Here is a 22,381-nt window from a genome sequence, read left to right as displayed (position 1 = left end):
GATGTTCACGCTCTACGGCCGCGGCTGGTGCCACCTGTGCGACGACATGCGCGACGCACTGGCGCCGGTGGCGGCAGAATTCGGCGTCGCGGTCGACTACGTCGACATCGACACCGATGCGGCGCTCGTCGCGCGTTACGACGAGGACGTGCCGGTGCTGCTGCTGGACGGCGCGGAAGTGTGCCGCCACCGGTTCGACGACGCCCGGGTGCGCGGCGCGCTGGCGGCCCGGCGTTGAGCCTGGCTTGCCGCCGGCCCGTGCCGCTTCATACGGGGTTTGATCCGGCGGGCGCGCCGCCGGCTCCCGCGGGGCGGGCGTCCGAAATCCCGCCCGGCGTAAGCCTTTTCGGCTAAAATAAGCCGTTTTTTCACCGACTTACACAAGGCGTGCTCCGCAGTCGTCGAGCGCGCCTTTTTCGCTTGATCGGCACTGAATGGATCATATTCGCAATTTCTCGATCATCGCGCACATCGACCATGGCAAGTCGACACTCGCGGATCGCATCATCCAGGTATGCGGCGGCCTCGCCGACCGTGAAATGGAAGCGCAGGTGCTCGACTCGATGGACATCGAGCGCGAGCGCGGCATCACGATCAAGGCGCAGACGGCCGCGTTGTCCTATCGCGCACGCGACGGCAAGGTCTACAACCTGAACCTGATCGACACGCCGGGGCACGTCGACTTCTCGTACGAGGTCAGCCGTTCGCTGTCCGCGTGCGAAGGCGCGCTGCTGGTGGTCGACGCGAGCCAGGGCGTCGAGGCGCAGACGGTCGCGAACTGCTACACGGCGATCGAGCTCGGCGTCGAGGTCGTGCCGGTGCTGAACAAGATCGACCTGCCGGCCGCGAACCCCGAGAACGCGATCGAGGAGATCGAGGACGTGATCGGCATCGACGCGACCGACGCGACGCGCTGCAGCGCGAAGACGGGCCTCGGCGTGGAAGACGTGCTCGAGTCGCTGATCGCGAAGGTGCCGCCGCCGAAGGGCGATCCGGCCGCGCCGCTGCAGGCGCTGATCATCGATTCGTGGTTCGACAACTACGTCGGCGTCGTGATGCTCGTGCGCATCGTCAACGGCACGCTGCGCCCGAAGGACAAGATCAAGATGATGGCGACCGGCGCGCAGTATCCGGTCGAGCACGTCGGCGTGTTCACGCCGAAGTCGCGCAATCTCGAGTCGCTGTCGGCGGGGCAGGTCGGCTTCATCATCGCCGGCATCAAGGAACTGACGGCCGCGAAGGTCGGCGATACCGTCACGCACGCGACCAAGCCCGCCGCCGAGCCGCTGCCGGGCTTCAAGGAAGTGAAGCCGCAGGTGTTCGCGGGGCTGTATCCGGTCGAGGCGAACCAGTACGACGCGCTGCGCGAATCGCTCGAGAAGCTGAAGCTGAACGACGCGTCGCTGCAGTACGAGCCGGAAGTGTCGCAGGCGCTCGGCTTCGGTTTCCGCTGCGGCTTCCTCGGGCTGCTGCACATGGAAATCGTGCAGGAGCGGCTCGAGCGCGAATTCGACATGGATCTGATCACGACCGCACCGACGGTCGTCTACGAGGTCGTGCAGAGCGACGGCTCGACGATCATGGTCGAGAACCCGGCGAAGATGCCGGAGCCCGGCCGCATCGGCGAAGTGCGCGAGCCGATCGTCACCGTGAACCTGTACATGCCGCAGGATTACGTCGGCTCGGTGATCACGCTGTGCGAGCAGAAGCGCGGCTCGCAGATCAACATGCAGTATCACGGCCGCCAGGTGCAGCTCACGTACGAGATCCCGATGGCCGAGATCGTGCTCGACTTCTTCGATCGCCTGAAGTCGGTGTCGCGCGGCTATGCGTCGATGGATTACGAGTTCAAGGAATACCGTTCGTCGGACGTCGTGAAGGTCGACATGCTGATCAATGGCGACAAGGTCGACGCGCTGTCGATCATCGTGCACCGGTCGCAGTCGCAATATCGCGGCCGCGAAGTCGCCGCGAAGATGCGCGAGATCATTCCGCGCCAGATGTACGACGTGGCGATCCAGGCCGCGATCGGCGCGCACATCGTCGCGCGCGAGAACATCAAGGCGCTCCGCAAGAACGTGCTCGCGAAGTGCTACGGCGGCGACATCACGCGGAAGAAGAAACTGCTCGAGAAGCAGAAAGAAGGTAAGAAACGCATGAAGCAGGTGGGTTCGGTCGAGATCCCGCAGGAGGCGTTCCTCGCGATCTTGCGCGTCGAAGACAAATAACAGGACTGATCCTTTTATGAATTTTGCGCTGATTCTTTTTGTGCTCGTCGTCGTGACGGGCGTAGCGTGGGTGTTGGACAAACTGGTGTTCCTGCCGCGGCGTCGCAAGGCGGCCGACTCGGCGATCGAGGAGTTCGATCGCCAGCAGTCGCGCATCGACAAGCGTTTCGCGGACGAAAACGCGACGCAGACGCGTTCGAAGCTGCGTGACGAAAAGCTGCGCCAGCCGTGGTGGCTCGAGTACACGGCAAGCTTCTTCCCGGTGATCCTGGCCGTGTTCGTCGTGCGTTCGTTCATCGTCGAGCCGTTCAAGATTCCGTCGGGCTCGATGGTGCCGACGCTGCTCGTCGGCGACTTCATCCTCGTCAACAAGTTCGAGTACGGGCTGCGCCTGCCGGTCACCAACACGAAGATCACGCAGGGCAGTCCGCTGTCGCGCGGCGACGTCGTCGTGTTCCGCTATCCGAAGGACGAGTCGGTCGACTACATCAAGCGCGTGATCGGCCTGCCGGGCGATACCGTCGCGTACCAGGACAAGCAGCTGACGATCAACGGCCAGCCGGTGCCCGAAACGCCGCTGCCCGATTTCTTCGACGACGAGCGCCAGAATTACGCGAAGCAGTTCGAGGAAACGATCGGCACCAAGAAGAACGCGATCCTGAACAACCCGGCCGTGCCGCCGTTCGTGATGGGCGCGTACGACTATCCGTATCGCGACAACTGCACGTACAACAGCCGCGGCGTGATCTGCAAGGTGCCGCCCGGTCATTACTTCATGATGGGCGACAACCGCGACAACAGCGCGGACAGCCGCTACTGGGGTTTCGTGCCGGACCAGAACATCGTCGGCCGCGCGTTCTTCATCTGGATGAACTTCGGCGACCTGAAGCGCATCGGTTCCTTCAACTGACCGCCTTCGATGTACACGCACTACGCGACGCACGGGCCGCGTCGCGTCGTGCCGAACGACTTTAAGAACCGGCGGTAACACCGCCTCGTCACGCCTTTTCGTGTCCGGCCGTGCCGTTTCGGCCCGACCGGGCGCCCGCGTTATACTCCTGCACATGCCCTCATCCCAGTTGGAAAGCCGGCTGCGCTACGAATTTCGCAATGCGGAATTGTTGCGCCAGGCTTTGACCCATCGCAGTCACAGTGCCACGCACAACGAACGGCTCGAGTTTCTCGGCGATTCCGTTCTGAATTGCGCGGTGGCCGCCCTTTTGTTCCAGCGGTTCGGCAAGCTGGACGAAGGTGACCTGTCGCGCGTACGCGCCAACCTCGTCAAGCAGCAGTCGCTGTACGAAATTGCTCAGGCCCTGAATATTTCGGACGGCCTGCGGCTGGGCGAGGGCGAGCTGCGCAGCGGCGGGTTCCGCCGCCCGTCGATCCTCGCGGACGCGTTCGAAGCCATCATCGGGGCCGTATTCCTCGATGGCGGCTTCGAAGCCGCCCAAGGGGTCATCAAGCGGCTCTATATCCCGATTCTCGACCACATCGATCCGCGCACCCTCGGCAAGGACGCGAAGACGCTGCTGCAGGAATACCTGCAGGGGCACAAGATCGCGCTGCCGACCTATACGGTCGTCGCGACGCATGGTGCGGCGCACAATCAGCAGTTCGAGGTCGAGTGCACGGTGCCGAAGCTGGACGTGAAGGTCGCGGGCTCCGGCGCGAGCCGGCGCGCGGCCGAGCAGGCCGCCGCGAAGAAGGCGCTCGACGAAGTGATGGCGGCCGCGCCGATGCTGGCCGCGAAGCCGAAGCGCTCGAAAAACGCGCGTGGGTCCAAGCATGTCGAACCCGAGATCGTGCCGGGCGTGAAGGGCGTGCAGGAAGCGCTCGACCTGCGCTCGCCTGAGCGGAAGGAACGTGCGGCGGCGCGCGAGGCCCGGGCGGCCGGCGCGGTGCCGGCGGCAACCGTTGCGGCTGCTACTGCGGCTGCGGGCGCCGAGCCGGCCGTCGCGCCGATGGCCGCGATTCGCGCGGCGCATGTCGAGCCGGCAACGGACAAGGGCGAACGGGCGGCGAAGCCGGCGACCGACAAGGTGGCCGACAAACCGGCCGAGCGGGCCGACAAGGCTGCGGACAAGCCCGCCGAGGCCGCGCCGCGCGCAGCCGACAAACCGGCCGGCCATGCGGCCGATCCGGCATCGTCGTCGGCCGACAAACCCGCGGCGGGCGCCGATTCCGCCGCGCGCGCGCCGGCGCGCGCACGCGAGGCCGCGGCGCCCGACGCCGACACGCCGCCCGGCGGCGCGAGCCTGGCTGCCGCGCAGGCGCGCGTGGCCGATGCCGACCACTGAATTGCCCATCGATCGTGCCGCGCGCCGCGCGGCCGCTTCCGAACCTGTCTCCCAAACGATATGAACACTCCCGCTCCTACCGGTTTCCGTTGCGGCATGATCGCGATCGTGGGCCGCCCGAACGTCGGCAAGTCGACGTTGATGAACGCACTCGTCGGCCAGAAGATCAGCATCACGTCGCGCAAGGCGCAGACGACCCGCCACCGCATCACCGGCATCAACACGTTCGACGACGCGCAATTCGTGTTCGTCGACACGCCCGGCTTCCAGACCCGTCACAGCACCGCGCTGAACCGTTCGCTGAACCGCGCGGTCACGTCGACGCTGACGTCGGTCGACGTGATCCTGTTCGTGATCGAGGCCGGCCGCTTCGGGCCCGACGACCAGAAGGTGCTCGACCTGATCCCGCCCGGCATGCCGACGCTGCTGATCGCGAACAAGATCGACCGCGTGAACGACAAGGCCACGCTGTTCCCGTTCATGCAGAAGGTGAGCGGGTTGCGCGAATTCACCGAGCTCGTGCCGCTGTCCGCGCAGAAGCCGGAAGACATCAAGCGCCTGCTGGACACGATCAAGCCGTACCTGCCGGAAGGCGAGCCGATCTACGGCGAGGACGAGCTGACCGACCGCAGCTCGCGCTTTCTCGCGGCCGAAATCCTGCGCGAGAAGGTATTCCGCTGGACCGGCGACGAGCTGCCGTACACGAGCACCGTGCTGATCGACAAGTTCGAGGAGGAGGGGCGCCTGAAGCGCATCTTCGCGACGATCCTCGTCGAGCGCGATTCGCACAAGGCGATGGTGATCGGCAAGAAGGGCGAGAAGCTCAAGCAGATCAGCACCGAGGCGCGGATGGACATGGAGAAGCTGTTCGACGGCCCCGTGTACCTCGAGACCTTCGTGAAGGTGAAGAGCGGCTGGGCCGACAACGAGGCGGGGCTGCGTGCCTATGGGTACGAATGACGCGCTGACGTCGACCGAAGACGCGGTGACGGCCGGCGCGAACGACGCGCCGCTGCCGGCACCGCCCGAACCGCCGCGCAAGGCGCGGCGCGCGACGTCTCGCACGTCCGATTTCCGCGTCGCCGAGCAGCCGGCGTTCGTGCTGCACAGCTATCCGTATCGGGAAACGAGCCTGATCGTCGACGTGCTGACGCGCGACCACGGCCGGCTCGCGCTCGTCGCGAAGGGCGCGAAGCGCCCGCACTCCGCGTTGCGCGGCGTATTGCAGACCTTCCAGCCGCTGCTGCTGTCGTGGTCCGGCAAATCCGAGGTGCGCACGCTGACGGGCGCCGAGTGGGTCGGCGGGATGCTGCCGCTCGGCGGCGACGGGCTGTTGTGCGGTTTCTACGCGAACGAGTTGCTCGTGAAATTCTGCGCGCGCGAGGATCCGCAGCCGCCGCTGTTTAATCATTACGTGCTGACGCTCACGCGCCTCGCGCACGGCGAGCCCGCGGTGCAGGTGCTGCGCTCGTTCGAGCGCGTGCTGCTGCGCGAGACCGGCTATGCGATGGCGCTGAACCGCACGGTCGCGCGTCGCGCGGTCGAACCCGAGCGCCGCTACGTGTTTGATCCGGAGCGCGGCGTGCGCAATGCGGACGACGACGTGCCGTCGCACTGGCCGGTCATCACCGGGCAGACGTTGCTCGACATGGAGCAGGACGATTACCATCGAGCCCAGACGGTCGCGCAGAGCAAGACGCTGATGCGCTTCCTGCTGAACACCTATCTCGGCGGCACGCCGCTCGCCACGCGTCAGATCCTGATCGACCTGCAAAACCTATGAGCTTCTTCCTGACCACGCCCACCGCCATCGACCTTGGCGTGAACATCGACCACGTCGCGACGCTGCGCAATGCGCGCGGCACGCGCTATCCGGATCCGATCCGCGCGGCGCTCGCCGCCGAAGAGGCCGGTGCGGATGCGATCACGCTGCATTTGCGCGAGGACCGCCGTCACATCGTCGACGCCGACGTGCGCGAACTGCGCCCGCTGCTGAAGACGCGCATGAATCTCGAATGCGCGGTGACGGCCGAGATGCTCGACATCGCGTGCGAAGTGCGTCCGCACGACGCGTGCCTCGTGCCGGAGAAGCGCGCGGAACTGACGACCGAAGGCGGTCTCGACGTGGCCGGCCACTTCGAGGCCGTGCGCGCGGCGTGCAAGCAGCTCGCCGACGTGGGCGTGCGCGTGTCGCTGTTCATCGACCCGGACGACACGCAGATCCGCGCCGCGCACGAAGCAGGCGCGCCGGTGATCGAGCTGCATACGGGCCGCTACGCCGAAGCGCACGACGAAGCGGAGCAGCAGCGCGAATACGAGCGTATCGTCGCGGGCGTGCAGGCCGGCGCGCGGCTTGGCCTGAAGGTCAATGCGGGCCACGGGCTGCACTACACGAACGTGCAGCAGATCGCCGCGATCGACGGCATCGTCGAGCTCAACATCGGCCACGCGATCGTTGCGCACGCGATCTTCGCGGGCTGGGACAACGCGGTGCGCGAGATGAAGGCGATCATGGTCGCCGCACGCGTCGCCGCGCTGCACGGCGGCGCGCGGTGACGATGCGAGGCTGCCGCGCCCCGCATGCCGTGTGCGACGCGCCTGACCCGGCCTCGCCGGGCCACTCCGGCGGAGGCTGACATGGCGATCTACGGCATCGGTACCGACATCGCGCAGGTGAGCCGCGTCGCGGCCGTGCTCGAACGCACGGGCGGCCGGTTTGCCGAGAAGGTGCTCGGCCCCGACGAACTGCGCGTGTTCCACGCGCGGCGCGCACGCTCCGAGGCGCGCGGCATCGCGTTTCTCGCGACGCGCTTCTCCGCGAAGGAAGCGTTCTCGAAGGCGATCGGGCTCGGCATGCACTGGCCGATGACGTGGCGCGCGCTGCAGACGCTCAACCACCCGAGCGGCGAGCCGTACGTGGTCGCGTCGGGCGAGCTGGCCGACTGGCTGGCCGCGCGCGGCATCACGGCGCGCGTGACGGTCAGCGACGAACGCGACTACGCGGTGTCGTTCGTGGTCGCCGAGACGGATGCTGAAACCGACGCCGCGCGTGCACCTGCACCTGTTTCCCGAACCTCCTCCTGACGGAATTCCCGATCTGATGAAAACGACTCCCGGCCCGGTCATGCTCGACGTCGTCGGCACGACCCTGTCGCGCGACGATGCGCGGCGCCTCGCGCATCCGAATACCGGCGGCGTGATCCTGTTCGCGCGGCACTTCCAGAATCGTGCGCAACTGACCGCGCTGACCGACTCCATCCGCGCGGTGCGCGAAGACATCCTGATCGCCGTCGATCACGAGGGCGGGCGCGTGCAGCGGTTCCGCACCGACGGCTTCACGGTGCTGCCCGCGATGCGCCGCCTCGGCGAACTGTGGGATCGCGACGTGCTGCTCGCGACGAAGGTCGCGACCGCCGTCGGCTACATCCTGGCCGCCGAATTGCGCGCGTGCGGGATCGACATGAGCTTCACGCCCGTGCTCGACCTCGACTACGGGCACTCGAAGGTGATCGGCGATCGTGCGTTCCATCGCGACCCGCGCGTCGTCACGCTGCTCGCGAAGAGCCTGAACCACGGGCTGTCGCTCGCCGGCATGGCGAACTGCGGCAAGCATTTTCCGGGGCACGGCTTCGCGGAGGCCGATTCGCACGTCGCGCTGCCGACCGACGACCGCGCGCTCGACGCGATCATCGAGCAGGACGTCGCGCCGTACGACTGGCTCGGGTTGTCGCTTGCCGCGGTGATTCCCGCGCACGTGATCTACACGCAGGTCGACAAGCGGCCGGCCGGATTCTCGCGCGTGTGGCTGCAGGACATTCTGCGCGGCAAGCTCGGCTTCACGGGCGCGATTTTCAGCGACGACCTGTCGATGGAGGCTGCCCGCGAAGGCGGCACGCTCACGCAGGCGGCCGACGCCGCGCTCGCCGCCGGTTGCGACATGGTGCTCGTGTGTAACCAGCCGGACGCGGCCGAAGTCGTGCTGAACGGATTGAAGGCGCGGGCTTCGGCCGAGTCGGTGCGGCGCATCAAGCGGATGCGCGCGCGCGGCAAGGCGCTCAAATGGGACAAGCTGATCGCGCAGCCCGAGTATCTGCAGGCGCAGGCACTGCTGAAGAGCGCGCTGGCGTAAGCGGACAGGGATGGCGCGCAGCGCGCCGTTCCGATTCGGTCGCTCCAAACGAAAAGCCGCGCAGTTGCGCGGCTTTTTTACGGGCTGCGACAGCCCGATCGTGCGGTCGCCGGAACGAGCTTGAACGCAACTAACGGTCCAACCCGACCAGCACCCGTAATCGGGGCCGCTCGCTCAGTTCACCTTCATCCGCTGCAACTTGTTGTACAGCGTCTTCGGACTGATGCCGAGCAGGGTCGCCGCACGGTGGCGCGTTCCGCCGACCGCGTCGAGCGTCGCGCGGATCAGCAGATCCTCGACGTCCGACAGCGGCGTGCCGACCTTGATCTGCACGCTGCTGCCGTTCAGCGCGGCGCCGGCGGAGAAGCTGGCCTCGCCGGCACGCAGCGTCTCGATGAAGTCGCCCGATGCGTCGTACGCGAATCGTACGCGTTCCTGCAGTTCGCGCACGTTGCCCGGCCATTCGTAGGACAAACAATCGCGCACGAAGCCCGGCGCCGCGCGCTTGTCGGTCGTGCTGCGGCCGGTCGCGCGTGCTTCGCGGTTCAGTTCGTCGATCTGCGCGTCCGCGATCGCGAGCGCATCGCCGTCGCGCTCGCGCAGCGGCGGCATCGTGATCGACGCCGCGTCGAGGCGTAGCCACAGATCCTCGCGCAGCGTGCCGTTCGCCACCGCTTCGCGAGCCGGGCGGCGCGTGGCCGCGATCAGCCGGAAATCGCTGGTGATCGAACTCGTGCCGCCGATTCGCATGAAGTTCTGCGAATCGAGCGCGTGCAGCAGCGCTTCCTGGAGCACGAGCGGCAATGCGGTGATTTCGTCGAGGAACAGCGTGCCGCCGCCGGCCTGCTCGAACAGGCCCGATTCGCGGCGCTCGGCGCCGTCGAACGCGCCGCGTTCATGGCCGAACAGCACGCTGTCGAGCGACGCGCCATGCCGGCCGGCCTGCGCGAGCATCCGGCAGTCGAACGAGACGAACGGCCCCTTGCGGCGCCGGCTCAGTTCGTGCAGCGTGCGCGCGGCCAGCTTCTTGCCGGTGCCGGCTTCGCCCGAGAACAGCACGGCCGTTTCGGTGCGGGCGTTGTGCTCGATCATGTCGTACACGTGCTGCATCGCGTCGCTGCGGCCGACGAGCGCGCCGAAGCGGCCGAGATGGCGCAGCGACGCACGCAGCGACTGCACTTCGTCGATCAGTTCGTACGGGCGGGGAATCCGCGCGAGCAGGCTGCGCAGGCGCGGGATGTTGATCGGCTTGAGCAGGTAGTCCCAGATGCCGTGACGCAGGCCCTCGATGGCGCTCTCGACCGTCGCGTTGCCGGTCAGCACGATCACGGGCAGCGAGCCGTTCGGCTGTTGCTGCGGCAGGTGCTGGAGCAGGTCGAAGCCGCTGCCGTCCGGCAGGTTCAGGTCGACGAGCACGACGTCGGGAATCGAGCGGCCGAGCGCCGTGCGCGCTTCGGCGAGCGACGTGGCCGTGTCGACCGAGAAGCCGTCTGCGGCGAGCAGCGCGGTGAGGCCTGACAGGCTGTTGGGATCGTCTTCGACAATCAGGGCGTGTGGCATGGTGGACGCGAGTCGAGTCAAGAGAGGCGGGCTGTCGGCCAGCGGACCGCAGCCGCATGTCGGATTAAAGACTGATTTTATGCCCCGCCGAACGCGTCACGCGCATTATTTCTCTGGCGCTATAAAACAGTTACCGATGATACAAATTGAATATCTTTACCGGTGGCTTTTGTGCTGCTTCTGGCGCGGATTTGTGGCAGCTGTTGTCGCCGGACAAACAAAAAGCGCCCCGAAGGGCGCTTTGTTCGATGCGGATGCTGCTGACGATTACGCGCGGCTGCGGTATTCGTTCGTGCGCGTATCGATTTCGATCTTGTCGCCGGTGTTGCAGAACAGCGGCACTTGCAGTTCGAAGCCGGTCGCCAGCTTCGCGTTCTTCAGCACCTTGCCCGACGACGTGTCGCCCTTGACGGCCGGTTCCGTGTAGGTGATTTCGCGAACGAGGACCGTCGGCAGTTCGACCGAGATCGCCTTCTCGTTGTAGAACACGACTTCGCACGCCATGCCGTCTTCGAGGTAGTTCAGCGCTTCGCCCATCATTTCGGCTTCGACTTCGTACTGGTTGTAGTCGGCGTCCATGAACACGTACATCGGGTCGGCGAAGTACGAGTACGTCACTTCCTTGCGGTCGAGCACGACGACCTCGAACTTGTCGTCAGCCTTGTAGACCGATTCCTGACCTGCGTTCGACAGCAGGTTCTTCATCTTCATCTTGACGACGGCCGAGTTACGGCCCGACTTGTTGTATTCCGCCTTTGCGATGACCCATGCTTCGCTGCCGATCTGCACGACGTTGCCTACGCGGAGTTCCTGTGCGGTCTTCATAAAAACTGTCCTGATCCAATCAAATAAATAGGTGCCTGAGCGTTGCGCAACGGCTGACGGCGCAAGCGGCGGGGCGTTCCGGTGGGCGCCAAGTGCCCAAACGCGAGCGCTTGCGTGGTCAGCCGTCGGATAACCGCTTATTTTAACTGAGATTTTGCGTATTCCGCCAGCTTTCCCGCGAGATCGCCGACGGCCGCGAGCGCGTCGGCCCAGCGGCGTGCATTGGCGTCCAGCGCGGCGCGGTGTTGCCAGAAATCGGGCCAGTCGGGCGCGCCGACGCCGTTCCACGCGTGCCAGAACCGCTCGAGCGCCGCGCGCGGCGCATCGGCGAGGCCGGCCGACAGGTGCGCGAGCGCGGCGTCGAGCTTGGGCAGGTGCACGTCGTCGGCCTGCGGGTAGATGTGCCACACGAACGGCTTGCGCGCCCACTGGGCGCGAACGAACGAATCCTCGCCGCGCACGAAATTGAGATCGGCGACCCACAGCAGCGGGTCGTAGTCGGCCTGCGGCACGAACGCGAGGCCATGGGCGGTCAGGTTGCCGCTGTGCACGTGGGCGCCCGCCTCGAACGCTTCGACCCCGAAAAACCGCGCGACGGCGGGCGACAGCCGCCCGACCGGCACGAGCGCAACGACCGGCGACGGACCGTCGCGCCACTGCGCGAGCAGTGCGTCGACGGCCGGGTTCTCGTAGGCGAACAGGCTGACGACCGTCGTGCCGGGCGCCGGCGGCGGGCCGCCGGTCGCGCGCTGCCACCACGCGGCGCGCGCTGACGGATCGGCGTCGAAGGCCGCGCGGCGGGTGTCGAGGTCGCGCTCCTTCGGCACGCCGCCGGTACCGGCCGACAGGCCCGGGAAGAAGAACGTCTTCAGCAGCGGGTAGCGCGGATGCGGCGACGGTCGCAAATGGAAATCGGCGACCCAGTCCTCGGCGCTCAGGTATTCGAGGTTGATCCATACGGGGCGCCGTGCGCGCCGCGCCATCGCCGCGAGATACGGGCCGGGCAGCTCGCACGCGAACGCCTCGATCACGACATCGGCGATGTCCAGCGCGTCGCCGACTTCCGCGTGCCAGTGCTCGATCACGATCGCGTCGACCGTCTGCCGCCCCGCATCGGGATCGACGTCCGGCTGCAGGCGCGCGAACGTGTGCAGGTCGTCGACGAACAGCCGAACCTGCCAGCCGTGCTCGTGCGCGAGCTGGCGCGCGACGCGCCAGCACACGCCGATGTCGCCGAAATTGTCGATCACCGTGCAGAAGAGGTCGCAGGCGATCGGTTCGCCCGGCGCGAGCGGGACGGCGGAGAGGGGGGCAGCGGCGGGGTGTGGCATCGAAGCGGGCGGGTGAATGCTCTAAACTGGCGATTCTAATAGACCCGTTCCGCGTTACAAGGCGCCCGGATCACGCATGACATCCCCAGAAGCCTCCGATACTCCGTTCGAACCGAAGAAGATCCTTGCGCAGTTGCCGCACATGCCGGGCGTCTATCGCTATTACGACACGGCGGGCGCCGTGCTCTACGTCGGCAAGGCGCGCGACCTGAAAAAGCGCGTGTCGAGCTATTTCACGAAGACGCAACTGTCGCCGCGCATCGCGATGATGGTCACGCGGATCGCGCGCATCGAAACGACGGTGACGCGCTCGGAAGCCGAAGCGCTGCTGCTCGAGAACAACCTGATCAAGGCGCTCGCGCCGCGTTACAACATCCTGTTTCGCGACGACAAGTCGTATCCGTACCTGAAGCTCACCGCGCACCGTTTTCCGCGGATGGCGTACTACCGCGGCTCGGTCGACAAGCAGAACCAGTACTTCGGGCCGTTCCCGAGCGCATGGGCCGTGCGCGAAAGCATCCAGATCCTGCAGCGCGTGTTCCAGTTGCGCACCTGCGAGGACTCGGTCTTCAACAACCGCACGCGGCCGTGCCTGCTGCATCAGATCGGGCGTTGCACGGCGCCGTGCGTCGGCGCGATCTCCGGCGAGGATTACGCGGTCGACGTGTCGAACGCCGCGCGGTTCCTGCTCGGCCGGCAGTCCGAAGTGATGAAGGAACTCGAGCAGAAGATGCACGCGTTCGCGGCCGAGCTGAAATTCGAGCAGGCGGCGGCCGTGCGCAACCAGATGAGCTCGCTCGCGACGGTGCTGCACCAGCAGGCGATCGAGGTCGGCAGCGACAGCGACGTCGACATCCTGGCCGTCGTCGCGCAGGGCGGCCGCGTGTGCGTGAACCTCGCGATGGTGCGCGGCGGCCGGCACCTCGGCGACAAGGCGTATTTCCCGACGCATGTCGAGAGCGCACTGACGCTCGCCGAGGGCGGTCTCGGCGAAGAGGCCGAACCGGTGGATGCGGTCGGTGCGACGGTCGGCTCGACGGTCGATGCGTCGATCGATGCGGTGCCCGATCAGCCTGCGGAAGAGGCCGGCGGTGCGCGCGGCGCGGCCGCGGCCGCAGCGTCGGTCGAGGCCGAGGTGCTCGATGCGTTCATCGCGCAGCACTATCTCGGCAATCGCGTGCCGCCCGTGCTCGTCGTCAGCCATGCGCCGGCGAGCCGCGACCTGCTGGAGCTGCTGTCCGAGCAGGCCGGCTACAAGGTGTCGCTGGTGCGGCAGCCGCAGGGACAGCGGCGCGCGTGGCTGTCGATGGCCGAGCAGAACGCGCGGCTCGCACTCGCGCGGCTGCTGTCCGAGCAGGGCTCGCAACAGGCGCGCACGCGCGCGCTGGCGGACACGCTCAGCTACGACAGCGACGATCTGGCGACGCTACGGATCGAATGCTTCGACATCAGCCATACGATGGGCGAGGCGACGCAGGCGTCGTGCGTCGTCTATCACCATCACAAGATGCAGTCGAGCGAATACCGCCGCTACAACATCACGGGCATCACGCCGGGCGACGATTACGCGGCGATGCGGCAGGTGCTCACGCGCCGCTACGAGAAGATGGTCGAGCAGGCCGCGCAGGCGGCGGCCGCCGACGAAGCGGCCGGCATCGACGGCGAATCGACGCGCGAAGCCGAGGCGTCGAGCCTGCTGCCGAACATCGTGCTGATCGACGGCGGCAAGGGTCAGGTCGAGATCGCGCGGCAGGTGTTCACCGAACTCGGCCTCGACACGTCGATGCTGGTCGGCGTCGCGAAAGGCGAGGGGCGCAAGGTCGGCCTCGAGACGCTCGTGTTCGCGGACGGCCGCGCGCCGCTCGAACTCGGCAAGGAGAGCGCCGCGCTGATGCTCGTCGCGCAGATCCGCGACGAGGCGCACCGCTTTGCGATCACCGGCATGCGGGCGAAGCGGGCGAAGGCGCGCCAGACGTCGCGGCTCGAGGAGCTCGAAGGCGTCGGCGCGAAGCGCCGGCAGCGGCTGCTCGCACGCTTCGGCGGGCTGCGCGGCGTGGTGGCCGCGAGCGTCGAGGAACTGGCGAGCGTCGAAGGCATTTCGCACGCGCTCGCCGAGCAGATCTACAAGCAGCTTCACTGACGCGGCCGTGCGGCCGGCGGCGTTGCCAGCGTTCTTGTGGCAGGCCGGTCGACACGGCACAATTGCGAATCCTTTACTGTCCCGCATGCCATGCCGTTCAATTTCCCGATTTTCCTGACGTGGGTACGGATCGTGCTGATTCCGCTCGTCGTCGGCGTGTTCTATCTGCCGGACACGGTGATGGGCGGCGCGCACCGCAATCTCGCGGCGGCGGCGATCTTCATCCTCGCCGCGCTGACCGACTGGTTCGACGGCTTCCTCGCGCGCAAGTGGAACCAGACGTCGTCGTTCGGCGCGTTTCTCGACCCGGTGGCGGACAAGCTGATGGTCACGGCCGCGCTGCTGATCCTCGTGCAGATTTCGCGGGTCGACGCGGCGATCGCGCTCGTGATCGTCGGTCGCGAGATCGCGATTTCGGCGCTGCGCGAATGGATGGCGCAGATCGGCGCGTCGAAGAGCGTCGCGGTGAACCAGCTCGGCAAATTCAAGACCGCGTGCCAGATGGTCGCGATTCCGATGCTGCTGTTCTACGGGCCGCTGCCGCTCGGCATCGTGACGATCGATACGCGCGTGTGGGGCGAGTGGCTGATGTACCTGGCTGCGGTGCTGACCATCTGGTCGATGCTGTACTACATGAAGCTCGCATGGCCGCAGATTCGCGAGCGCGGCGGCGCGTGACCTGCGGCGCATGTGGCGGCGGCGGCGGTTTTTGTAAAAAGGGCTGGAAAAGCCCTTGACACACGAATGTGCCTTCGACATAATCTCGCTTCTCCGCTGCACGACGAATTAAGTGTGTGACGGGGAAGCAGTAGCGCAGCAATACGCGGGAGTAGCTCAGTTGGTAGAGCGCAACCTTGCCAAGGTTGAGGTCGCGAGTTCGAGACTCGTCTCCCGCTCCAGATTTTTTCTGGCAGCGTGTTGGTTGGCAAAGCGCTGCAGATGCAGGACACATGCGGGAGTAGCTCAGTTGGTAGAGCGCAACCTTGCCAAGGTTGAGGTCGCGAGTTCGAGACTCGTCTCCCGCTCCAGATTTTTCTGGCAGCGTGTTGGTCGGCGAAGCGCTGCAGGTGCAGGACAATGCGGGAGTAGCTCAGTTGGTAGAGCGCAACCTTGCCAAGGTTGAGGTCGCGAGTTCGAGACTCGTCTCCCGCTCCAGTAATGGGGAAGCCACGCTTCCCTTTTTATTTGATGGACTTCCGGTCCTCGAATAAAAATCTGTCGCTTGCCTCACGGCATCCGGACAGTCCGCTTTTGGCGCGATAGCAAAGCGGTTATGCAGCGGCCTGCAAAGCCGTTTAGGCCGGTTCGACTCCGGCTCGCGCCTCCAGGTAGAACGAGATAAAGCCCTGATTCGTCAGGGCTTTTCTTTTTTCTGCGGCGCTTTCATTCTCGTAAGCCAATCACTCGGGGCAGTACAAAGCCGCCTCGAACCACTCAAGCGGCACGCGTACCACGCCTGCAGGCGAAGCATTGGCTCAGGCATGTCGGGAACGGGCACCGTTCCTCGGCGCATCGGGTGTCGGCGTTACCGGACGAACGTAGTGACGCCAGTCGTCGCGCATGACCCGACCGTGCGACCGTAATCTCGGAAGACACTAAAAAACCCCTGCCACAACGAGGGAAGCGGCAGGGGGCTGCGAACGCACCATTTAGCACGAGATAAAGGTGCGGCACAAATATAAAAGCAGTCGTCGGGATGCTAAATAATTACGCCATTCTTCCTGATATTGCGTTGCGTTGTCCGGGCAGGCGCTCTGATCTTGAGGGGCGATTGCGGAAAAATGCCGGCATCGTCGAAGTTCGTGCCATCACGTCTGAAGTCGCTCCTCAATACCGGAGCCCATCAATCGTTCACGTTCTCGCAACTCTTCGGGCCTTCGCCCCAGCTCTTGCCTCCACCGTTCGTGCACTGGCGCTTGGTATATTGCTCGGGTAACTGACCTTTCGGCAGCTTTCCGTCGGCAGGGCAATTGTGATGGTAATAGCAAAAGGATTTTTCGGCGGCGCCGGCTTCTCCGTTGAACACAAGGCAGGCGATCAAGGTCGGAAAGAGAATCTTGGCAATGGTTCGCATATCGATTGTCCGGATCGGAAATTTTGAGTAGCAAGGCAGACGCCGTAACGGCGCCTATCTCTCGCATGACAAGGGCGCGTAGCCGTTTAGTTGCCGTATTCGGGCAAAATCCCGGATCGCGTCGGTTGCGCAGCAATAATTCTGCCCACCACACTGTTTTCGACGGCCACTTGCTGGCCATATTTGTGTTTCGCTACACTCGGTTCATGGATGGCTTGATTTTTTACATAAACGCCTCCGCAATCTGCGATTGACGGTCCGATACTCTTTGGCAGGAAAAATACACGGCATCCGAGAATCGGGCTGTGTGTTTTTAGCAAGTTAATTTTTAAAAATGGTGCCGTAATGATTTTGATGTGGCAAGCAATAATCGGATCTGCGCATCCCCGTCAGATCATATTAGGAAATTTCCTTAAATAACGTATGGCAAACTCTCTATCGTTTACCCCTAGGTATCGATTTGCTGATTTTTATATCCAATTAAATTGAACGTTTCTCTCTTGGGAATAGAGGGTATTTTTGTAGCACTGAGGGTTGTAGTTTCGGCTTCGAATCCGGGTGCCGGTCACGATATCTGCATCGGCGTGTTTGCGCGGCCGGCGCCCGTTGCGCATTTAAAGATCGTTGCTGCAGTAAATGCTGATCGTCGCATCTTGCGTCGATTATATTTCCACGCAAAATAAGGCGGTAACCCGGGGTACCCAAATAACTGATGCGCCGACCGGGGAGAGCAATCACCCATCCACCGGCTGCGCCGGCGTCTCGAGCTTCAATTGATAGAACGCCGCATCGAGCCAACGGCCGAATTTGAATCCGGCCTCCGCGATCGTGCCCGCGTGCTTGAACCCCAGTTTCGTATGCAGGGCGATGCTGCCGGCGTTGGCCGCATCGATGCAGCCGACCAGCACGTGGACCTGCGCTTCGCGCGCACGCCGCACCACTTCGCGCAGCAGCAGTTCGCCGAGCCCGCGACCGCGCTGATCGTTGCGCACGTAGACGCTGTGCTCGACCGTGTACTTGAACGCCGGAAACGCGCGGAACGTACCCCAGCTCGCGAAGCCGAGCAGCGTGCCCGCCGCGTCGACGGCGCCGATGACCGGAAAGCCGCCCGCGCGCTTCGTCGCGAACCACGCGACCATCGCTTCCGGCGGGCGCGGCCGGTAGTCGTACAGCGCGGTCGAGTTCACGATCGCGTCGTTCAGGATCTCGAGAATGGCCGCCGCGTGTTCGGCCTCGCTGCAATCGATCAGGCGCACGTCGTCGCGCTGTGTCGGGGAATTCATACGGTTCCTTCCTGTTTGGCTAAACCGGTTGCACACACGGCGTGCGCATTACGCGCCGCGCATGCCGGCGGCGGATGCATCGCAAATCGCGACGATATAGCGCGCGGCATGCGGCGACGGATTGCTGAAGATCAGCGGCTGGTCGAGCCGCATGGCCAGGCAGTCGCCTTCGCGAAGTTCGTGAAGCGTATTGCCGAACGTGACGTCGACGCGGCCGCTGATGATCCACACCTGCTGATGCAGCGCGCTTTCGCGCCCGCCGCTGTCGTACGCGACGCGCGCGCCGGGCGGGAAATCGACCTCGACGAGCTGGATCGGCGACGGCCAGCCGGCCGGCGACAGGTTGCGTCGCACATAGCCGGACGCCGGATCGCGCCATTCGGCCTGCTGCGCACGCCGTGCGAGCGGCTGGGCGGGTGCGTCGTCCCGGTCGCCGCCGAACAGCCCGGCTAGCGACACGCCGAGGCCGGCCGCGAGCTTGTCGAGCACGACGGCCGTCGGGCTGGCCGACGCGCGTTCGATGAGCGAGATCATCGAACGGCTGACGCCGGAACGCGCGGCCAGCGCGTCGAGTGTGTAGCCTCGGACGGTGCGCAGGTCGCGCACGCGCCGGGCAATCCGCTCGTTGATGCCGGTGTCGTCGGCAGCGGGTATCGCTGATTCTTTCATGATGGATTGATTTTCCAGCAAACTGGAATTTGATGTCAACGGCACATTTCCCGTGGCAGAGCGGAAGGGAGGCGGACGAACGGCTTGCCCGGTCGTCGTGCACGGCGTAATATACGAAACAGCTACGTTTCGCTTAATTGGGGATATATGGGCATCATCAAGATTTCAGAGCACATGCATGAACGGCTGCGCTCGACGAGCACGGCGCTGAGCCGTTCGATCAATGCACAGGCCGAACACTGGCTGCGCGTCGGGATGCTGGCGGAACTCAATCCGGCGCTCTCCTACGGCGACATCTGCAAAATGTTGATCGAGGCCGAGGCGCGGGGCGGCGACGTGGGGCCGGCCGAGACGGTCGCGCAGAGCATCGAGCAGGTGGCGTAATGGCGAAACGCGAAATCCCGATCCGCGGTGCCGCGGAAATCGCCAAGTCGCGCGAAGCCGCGAAGCTCGCGTCGCAGGTGCTGACGATGATCACCGAGCACGTGAAGCCGGGCGTCACCACCGACGAGCTCGACGCGCGCTGCCGCGAATACATCGTCGACGAGCTGGGCGCGATCCCCGCGAATATCGGCTACCACGGCTATCCGAAGACGCTGTGCACGTCGGTCAATCACGTGGTCTGTCACGGCATTCCGACGTCGCGGCCGATGCGTGACGGCGATATCGTGAACCTCGACATCGCGGTGATCAAGGACGGCTGGTTCGGCGATACGAGCCGCATGTATTTCGTCGGCGAACCGAACGAACTCGCGCGGCGGCTCGTCGCGGCGACCTACGAGGCGATGCATGCCGGCATCCGCGCGGTGCGTCCCGGCGCGACGCTCGGCGACGTCGGCTATGCGATCCAGCAGGTTGCCCATCGCGAAGGATTCAGCGTGGTGCGCGAGTATTGCGGACACGGCATCGGCGACGTCTATCACGACGAGCCGCAGGTGCTGCATTACGGTCGCCCGGGCACCGGCCTGCCGCTGCGGCCGGGGATGATCTTCACGATCGAGCCGATGCTGAACGCGGGCAAGCGCGACACGCGCATGCTGGCCGACGGCTGGACCGTCGTCACGGCGGATCATTCGCTGTCCGCGCAGTGGGAGCACATGGTCGTGGTGACGGAAACGGGCTTCGAGGTGTTGACCGAGGACGCGAAGCCGCAGGCGTTCGCCGCGCTTTCGGGCACGCACGCGGCCTGACGCCTGTCGTGCGCCGCAGACGGCGGCGCGGCATTGCAATGAAACGGGCCCCTTCGCGGGGCCCGTGTCGTTCGCGGCGGCCAGCGCCGCGGCGCCGCGACGCCTAACCGCGCGCCTTCTGCCACGCGTGTTCGACGAACACGCGGCACAGCGCTTCCATCCCTTGGCGGTCTTCGTCGTCGAAGCGCGCGGCGACCGGGCTGTCGACGTCCCATACGCCGATCAGCGTGCCGTCGGCGGCCACCAGCGGCACGACGATTTCCGATTCCGACGCCGCATCGCACGCGATATGGCCGGGGAAATCGTGCACGTCGCGCACGACCTGCGTCTCGCGCGTTTGCGCGGCCGTGCCGCACACACCCTTGCCGAGCGCGATCCGCACGCACGCGGGCTTGCCCTGGAACGGCCCGACCACGAGCTCGGCGCCGTCGAAGAAGTAGAAGCCCGCCCAGTTCAGGCGATCGAGCGAGTGATACACGAGCGCGGAGAAATTCGCGGCGTTCGCGGTCAGGTCGCGTTCGGATTCGACGAGCGCGCGTGCCTGCTCGACGAGCGTCGCGTATTGATCGGCCTTGGAGGCGGTAGGGTCGTTGGACAGCGTGAACATGGCGGGAAAGCGATAGGGGTTGTGAAAATGCGCATTGCGCGTACCGCAGTCTACGGCACGCGCGCGCGGTCTGCAGCGCACGGTTGTGCGTGATGCGGCGCGTTCAGTCGGGTTCGAGTTCGGCGAACCGCTCGGCCAGGAAATCGAGCAACGCCCGCACCGCGGGCAGCAGCCCGCGGCGCGACGCGAACACCGCGTGCACGATTTCGCGGCGCGGCGCCCAGTCGGGCAGCACCGTGACCAGTTCACCGCGCGACACCTCGTCGCGCACCATCATCGTCGGCAACTGCACGACGCCGACGCCCGCGGCGGCCGCCGCGCGCAGCGCGAGCATGCCGCCCGTCACGAAGCGCGGCTGGTGATGGATTTCCGCATGCGCGCCGTCGGGCCCGCGCAGCCGCCACACGTGCGTGGACTGCGGCACGCCGTGATCGAGGCTCGGCAGGCGCGTCAGATCGGCGGGAACGGCCGGCACGCCATGCTCGCCCAGCAGCGCGGGGCTCGCGACGAGGCACTGGCCGCGCTCGGCGAGCACGCGCAGCGCGAGATCGCTGTCTTCGAGCGGCGGCGGCCGCACGCGGATCGCGACGTCGATTCCTTCGCCGACCACGTCGACGCGCCGGTTGGTGGCTTCCAGGTGGATCTCGACGCGCGGGCACGCGGCCATGAATGCGGCGATCATCGTGCCGACCAGCGAATCGAGCAGCACGATCGGGCAACTGACGCGCACGATGCCGCGCGGCTCCTCGTGCAGCAGCGCGATCGCCTCGTCGGCGGCATCGGCCTCGACGAGCATCGCGCGGCAATGCGCGTAATAGGTCTGCCCGACGTCGGTCACCGTGAAGCGGCGCGTCGAACGCTGGATCAGCCGCATCCCGAGCCGCGCCTCGAGCAGCGCGATACGGCGGCTCAGCTTCGATTTCGGCATGTCCAGCGCGCGCCCGGCCGGCGCGAAGCCGCCGTGTTCGACGACCTGCACGAAGTAGTAGAGATCGTTCAGATCCCGCGCTTTATCGTTCATGAAATGGAACGCTGAGTGCGATTTCGGCAGTCTACCGGATCGATCGTTCCATCTCTATATTGTCACTCATGGATGCGAAACACGGGTTTCGCCGCAATTCGGAGAAGGCAAATGAAGAAGATCCAGGGTGTGTACAGTGCGCCGCGCGGCCATTGGGTCGGCGACGGTTTCCCGGTGCGTTCGATGTTCAGCTACCAGTCTCACGGCACGCACCTGAGCCCGTTCCTGCTGCTCGATTACGCCGGCCCGGCGACGTTCGAACCGGCGAGCGCGCCGCGCGGTGTCGGCCAGCATCCGCACCGCGGGTTCGAAACGGTGACGATCGTCTATGACGGCGAAGTCGCGCACCGCGACTCGACCGGCGCGGGCGGCACGATCGGCCCGGGCGACGTGCAGTGGATGACGGCCGCGAGCGGGATCCTGCACGAGGAATTCCACTCGGAGGCGTTCACGAAGCGGGGCGGCCCGCTCGAGATGGTGCAGCTGTGGGTGAACCTGCCCGCCGCGGACAAGATGGGCGCGCCCGGCTACCAGACGCTGCTGAACGCCGATATCCCGGTGGTCGAGCTGCCGGACGGCGCGGGGCGCGCGCGGATCATCGCCGGTGAGTTCGACGGGCGGCGCGGCCCGGCCCGCACGCACACGCCGATCGACGTGTGGGACGTGCGGCTCGTGGCGGGCGGCCATGCGCGGTTCCCGGTCGCCGAAGGGCGCACGCTCGCGGTGGTCGTGCTGAGCGGCACCGTCCTGGTGAACGGCGAGACGGTGGCGCGCGAAGCGCAGTTCGTGCAACTCGGCCGCGACGGCAGCGACGTCGAGATCGAAGCGAACGGTGACGCGAAGCTGCTGATCCTGAGCGGCGAGCCGATCGACGAGCCGGTCGTCGGTTACGGCCCGTTCGTGATGAACTCGCAAGAGGAAATCCGGACCGCGATCGACGACTTCAACAGCGGCCGCTTCGGCCAGATGCCGGCATGACGAGCAGGCCCCGCGCGATGCGGGGCCTTTTTTTCGCGCGCGGGCA

At 65.8% G+C, this 22,381-nt stretch carries 22 protein-coding genes and 4 tRNA genes; 18 read left to right on the top strand and 8 right to left on the bottom strand.

Annotation, left to right across the window (positions count from 1 at the left end; all coding sequences use genetic code 11):
• Position 1: 1 nt before the first annotated feature.
• From HWX55_RS09345 to nagZ, 9 genes are all read left to right on the top strand, one after another.
• Entirely contained in the window at positions 2 to 238 is a 237-nt protein-coding gene (locus HWX55_RS09345) for a glutaredoxin family protein (protein ID WP_069620551.1), read from the top strand.
• A gap of 196 nt (positions 239 to 434) precedes the next feature.
• A complete protein-coding gene (gene lepA / locus HWX55_RS09340; RefSeq protein ID WP_089488272.1) occupies positions 435 to 2,228 on the top strand; it encodes a translation elongation factor 4 in 1,794 nt (597 codons plus the stop codon).
• Positions 2,229 to 2,244: 16 nt separating this feature from the next.
• Positions 2,245 to 3,138, top strand: coding sequence for a signal peptidase I (lepB, locus tag HWX55_RS09335; protein WP_050011465.1), 894 nt, complete (start codon positions 2,245 to 2,247; stop codon positions 3,136 to 3,138).
• 154 nt (positions 3,139 to 3,292) lie between these two features.
• Positions 3,293 to 4,528: a ribonuclease III gene (gene rnc / locus HWX55_RS09330; protein ID WP_175975452.1), complete on the top strand. Its 1,236-nt coding sequence runs from the start codon at positions 3,293 to 3,295 to the stop codon at positions 4,526 to 4,528.
• A 60-nt stretch (positions 4,529 to 4,588) separates the two neighbouring features.
• Positions 4,589 to 5,488, top strand: a complete 900-nt coding sequence (gene era / locus HWX55_RS09325; RefSeq protein WP_050011463.1) for a GTPase Era — start codon at positions 4,589 to 4,591, stop codon at positions 5,486 to 5,488.
• Positions 5,475 to 6,311, top strand: coding sequence for a DNA repair protein RecO (gene recO, locus HWX55_RS09320; protein ID WP_006476492.1), 837 nt, complete (start codon positions 5,475 to 5,477; stop codon positions 6,309 to 6,311). Before era ends, recO begins: the two co-directional genes overlap by 14 nt.
• Positions 6,308 to 7,084: a pyridoxine 5'-phosphate synthase gene (gene pdxJ / locus HWX55_RS09315; protein ID WP_050011462.1), complete on the top strand. Its 777-nt coding sequence runs from the start codon at positions 6,308 to 6,310 to the stop codon at positions 7,082 to 7,084. Before recO ends, pdxJ begins: the two co-directional genes overlap by 4 nt.
• Before the next feature lie 81 nt (positions 7,085 to 7,165).
• Positions 7,166 to 7,612: a holo-ACP synthase gene (gene acpS, locus HWX55_RS09310; protein WP_175975411.1), complete on the top strand. Its 447-nt coding sequence runs from the start codon at positions 7,166 to 7,168 to the stop codon at positions 7,610 to 7,612.
• 16 nt (positions 7,613 to 7,628) lie between these two features.
• Positions 7,629 to 8,657: a beta-N-acetylhexosaminidase gene (nagZ, locus tag HWX55_RS09305; protein ID WP_175975410.1), complete on the top strand. Its 1,029-nt coding sequence runs from the start codon at positions 7,629 to 7,631 to the stop codon at positions 8,655 to 8,657.
• A 174-nt stretch (positions 8,658 to 8,831) separates the two neighbouring features.
• Here nagZ and HWX55_RS09300 read toward each other — a convergent pair whose 3' ends face one another.
• The 3 genes from HWX55_RS09300 to earP all read right to left on the bottom strand — a co-directional run bounded on the left by HWX55_RS09300 (position 8,832) and on the right by earP (position 12,373).
• Positions 8,832 to 10,217: a sigma-54 dependent transcriptional regulator gene (locus HWX55_RS09300; protein ID WP_050011458.1), complete on the bottom strand. Its 1,386-nt coding sequence runs from the start codon at positions 10,215 to 10,217 to the stop codon at positions 8,832 to 8,834.
• Between the two features lie 267 nt (positions 10,218 to 10,484).
• A complete protein-coding gene (efp, locus tag HWX55_RS09295) occupies positions 10,485 to 11,042 on the bottom strand; it encodes an elongation factor P (protein WP_006476487.1) in 558 nt (185 codons plus the stop codon).
• Between the two features lie 137 nt (positions 11,043 to 11,179).
• On the bottom strand, positions 11,180 to 12,373 hold the full coding sequence (gene earP, locus HWX55_RS09290; protein ID WP_175975409.1) for an elongation factor P maturation arginine rhamnosyltransferase EarP: 1,194 nt from the start codon (positions 12,371 to 12,373) through the stop codon (positions 11,180 to 11,182).
• 76 nt (positions 12,374 to 12,449) lie between these two features.
• Here earP and uvrC point away from each other — a divergent pair, with 76 nt between their 5' ends.
• The 6 genes from uvrC (at position 12,450) to HWX55_RS09260 (ending at position 15,840) form a co-directional block, all read left to right on the top strand.
• Entirely contained in the window at positions 12,450 to 14,513 is a 2,064-nt protein-coding gene (gene uvrC, locus HWX55_RS09285) for an excinuclease ABC subunit UvrC (protein ID WP_175975408.1), read from the top strand.
• A 90-nt stretch (positions 14,514 to 14,603) separates the two neighbouring features.
• Positions 14,604 to 15,191 carry a CDP-diacylglycerol--glycerol-3-phosphate 3-phosphatidyltransferase gene (pgsA, locus tag HWX55_RS09280; RefSeq protein WP_006482193.1) on the top strand — a complete coding sequence of 196 codons (588 nt, stop codon included), beginning with the start codon at positions 14,604 to 14,606 and terminating at the stop codon, positions 15,189 to 15,191.
• A gap of 145 nt (positions 15,192 to 15,336) precedes the next feature.
• A tRNA-Gly gene (locus tag HWX55_RS09275) sits at positions 15,337 to 15,412 on the top strand.
• Between the two features lie 53 nt (positions 15,413 to 15,465).
• Positions 15,466 to 15,541, top strand: a tRNA-Gly gene (locus tag HWX55_RS09270).
• Positions 15,542 to 15,592: 51 nt separating this feature from the next.
• Positions 15,593 to 15,668, top strand: a tRNA-Gly gene (locus HWX55_RS09265).
• Positions 15,669 to 15,766: 98 nt separating this feature from the next.
• Positions 15,767 to 15,840 (top strand) — tRNA-Cys (locus HWX55_RS09260).
• Between the two features lie 516 nt (positions 15,841 to 16,356).
• Here HWX55_RS09260 and HWX55_RS09255 read toward each other — a convergent pair.
• From HWX55_RS09255 to HWX55_RS09245, 3 genes are all read right to left on the bottom strand, one after another.
• Positions 16,357 to 16,587: a hypothetical protein gene (locus tag HWX55_RS09255; RefSeq protein ID WP_175975407.1), complete on the bottom strand. Its 231-nt coding sequence runs from the start codon at positions 16,585 to 16,587 to the stop codon at positions 16,357 to 16,359.
• A 734-nt stretch (positions 16,588 to 17,321) separates the two neighbouring features.
• Positions 17,322 to 17,870, bottom strand: a complete 549-nt coding sequence (locus HWX55_RS09250) for a GNAT family N-acetyltransferase (protein ID WP_175975406.1) — start codon at positions 17,868 to 17,870, stop codon at positions 17,322 to 17,324.
• 48 nt (positions 17,871 to 17,918) lie between these two features.
• Positions 17,919 to 18,539, bottom strand: a complete 621-nt coding sequence (locus HWX55_RS09245; protein ID WP_175975405.1) for a helix-turn-helix domain-containing protein — start codon at positions 18,537 to 18,539, stop codon at positions 17,919 to 17,921.
• A gap of 147 nt (positions 18,540 to 18,686) precedes the next feature.
• Here HWX55_RS09245 and HWX55_RS09240 point away from each other — a divergent pair, with 147 nt between their 5' ends.
• Both HWX55_RS09240 and map read left to right on the top strand, forming a co-directional pair.
• Entirely contained in the window at positions 18,687 to 18,923 is a 237-nt protein-coding gene (locus HWX55_RS09240) for a ParD-like family protein (RefSeq protein ID WP_050011449.1), read from the top strand.
• Entirely contained in the window at positions 18,923 to 19,729 is an 807-nt protein-coding gene (gene map / locus HWX55_RS09235; RefSeq protein ID WP_175975404.1) for a type I methionyl aminopeptidase, read from the top strand. The genes HWX55_RS09240 and map overlap by 1 nt, the downstream gene beginning before the upstream one ends.
• 103 nt (positions 19,730 to 19,832) lie before the next feature.
• Here map and HWX55_RS09230 read toward each other — a convergent pair whose 3' ends face one another.
• Both HWX55_RS09230 and HWX55_RS09225 read right to left on the bottom strand, forming a co-directional pair.
• Positions 19,833 to 20,336, bottom strand: a complete 504-nt coding sequence (locus HWX55_RS09230; RefSeq protein ID WP_050011447.1) for a GAF domain-containing protein — start codon at positions 20,334 to 20,336, stop codon at positions 19,833 to 19,835.
• Between the two features lie 103 nt (positions 20,337 to 20,439).
• Positions 20,440 to 21,357 carry a LysR family transcriptional regulator gene (locus tag HWX55_RS09225; RefSeq protein WP_175975403.1) on the bottom strand — a complete coding sequence of 306 codons (918 nt, stop codon included), beginning with the start codon at positions 21,355 to 21,357 and terminating at the stop codon, positions 20,440 to 20,442.
• Between the two features lie 111 nt (positions 21,358 to 21,468).
• Between HWX55_RS09225 and HWX55_RS09220 the strand changes: the two genes are divergently transcribed.
• Positions 21,469 to 22,335 carry a pirin family protein gene (locus tag HWX55_RS09220; protein WP_175975402.1) on the top strand — a complete coding sequence of 289 codons (867 nt, stop codon included), beginning with the start codon at positions 21,469 to 21,471 and terminating at the stop codon, positions 22,333 to 22,335.
• Positions 22,336 to 22,381 lie beyond the last annotated feature (46 nt).

The sequence above is a fragment of the Burkholderia sp. BCC1047 genome (assembly GCF_902833155.1).
GTDB classification, from domain to species: domain Bacteria; phylum Pseudomonadota; class Gammaproteobacteria; order Burkholderiales; family Burkholderiaceae; genus Burkholderia; species Burkholderia sola.
Note: the sequence above shows the minus strand (reverse complement) of the source record. Positions and strands in the feature narration are given on the sequence as shown.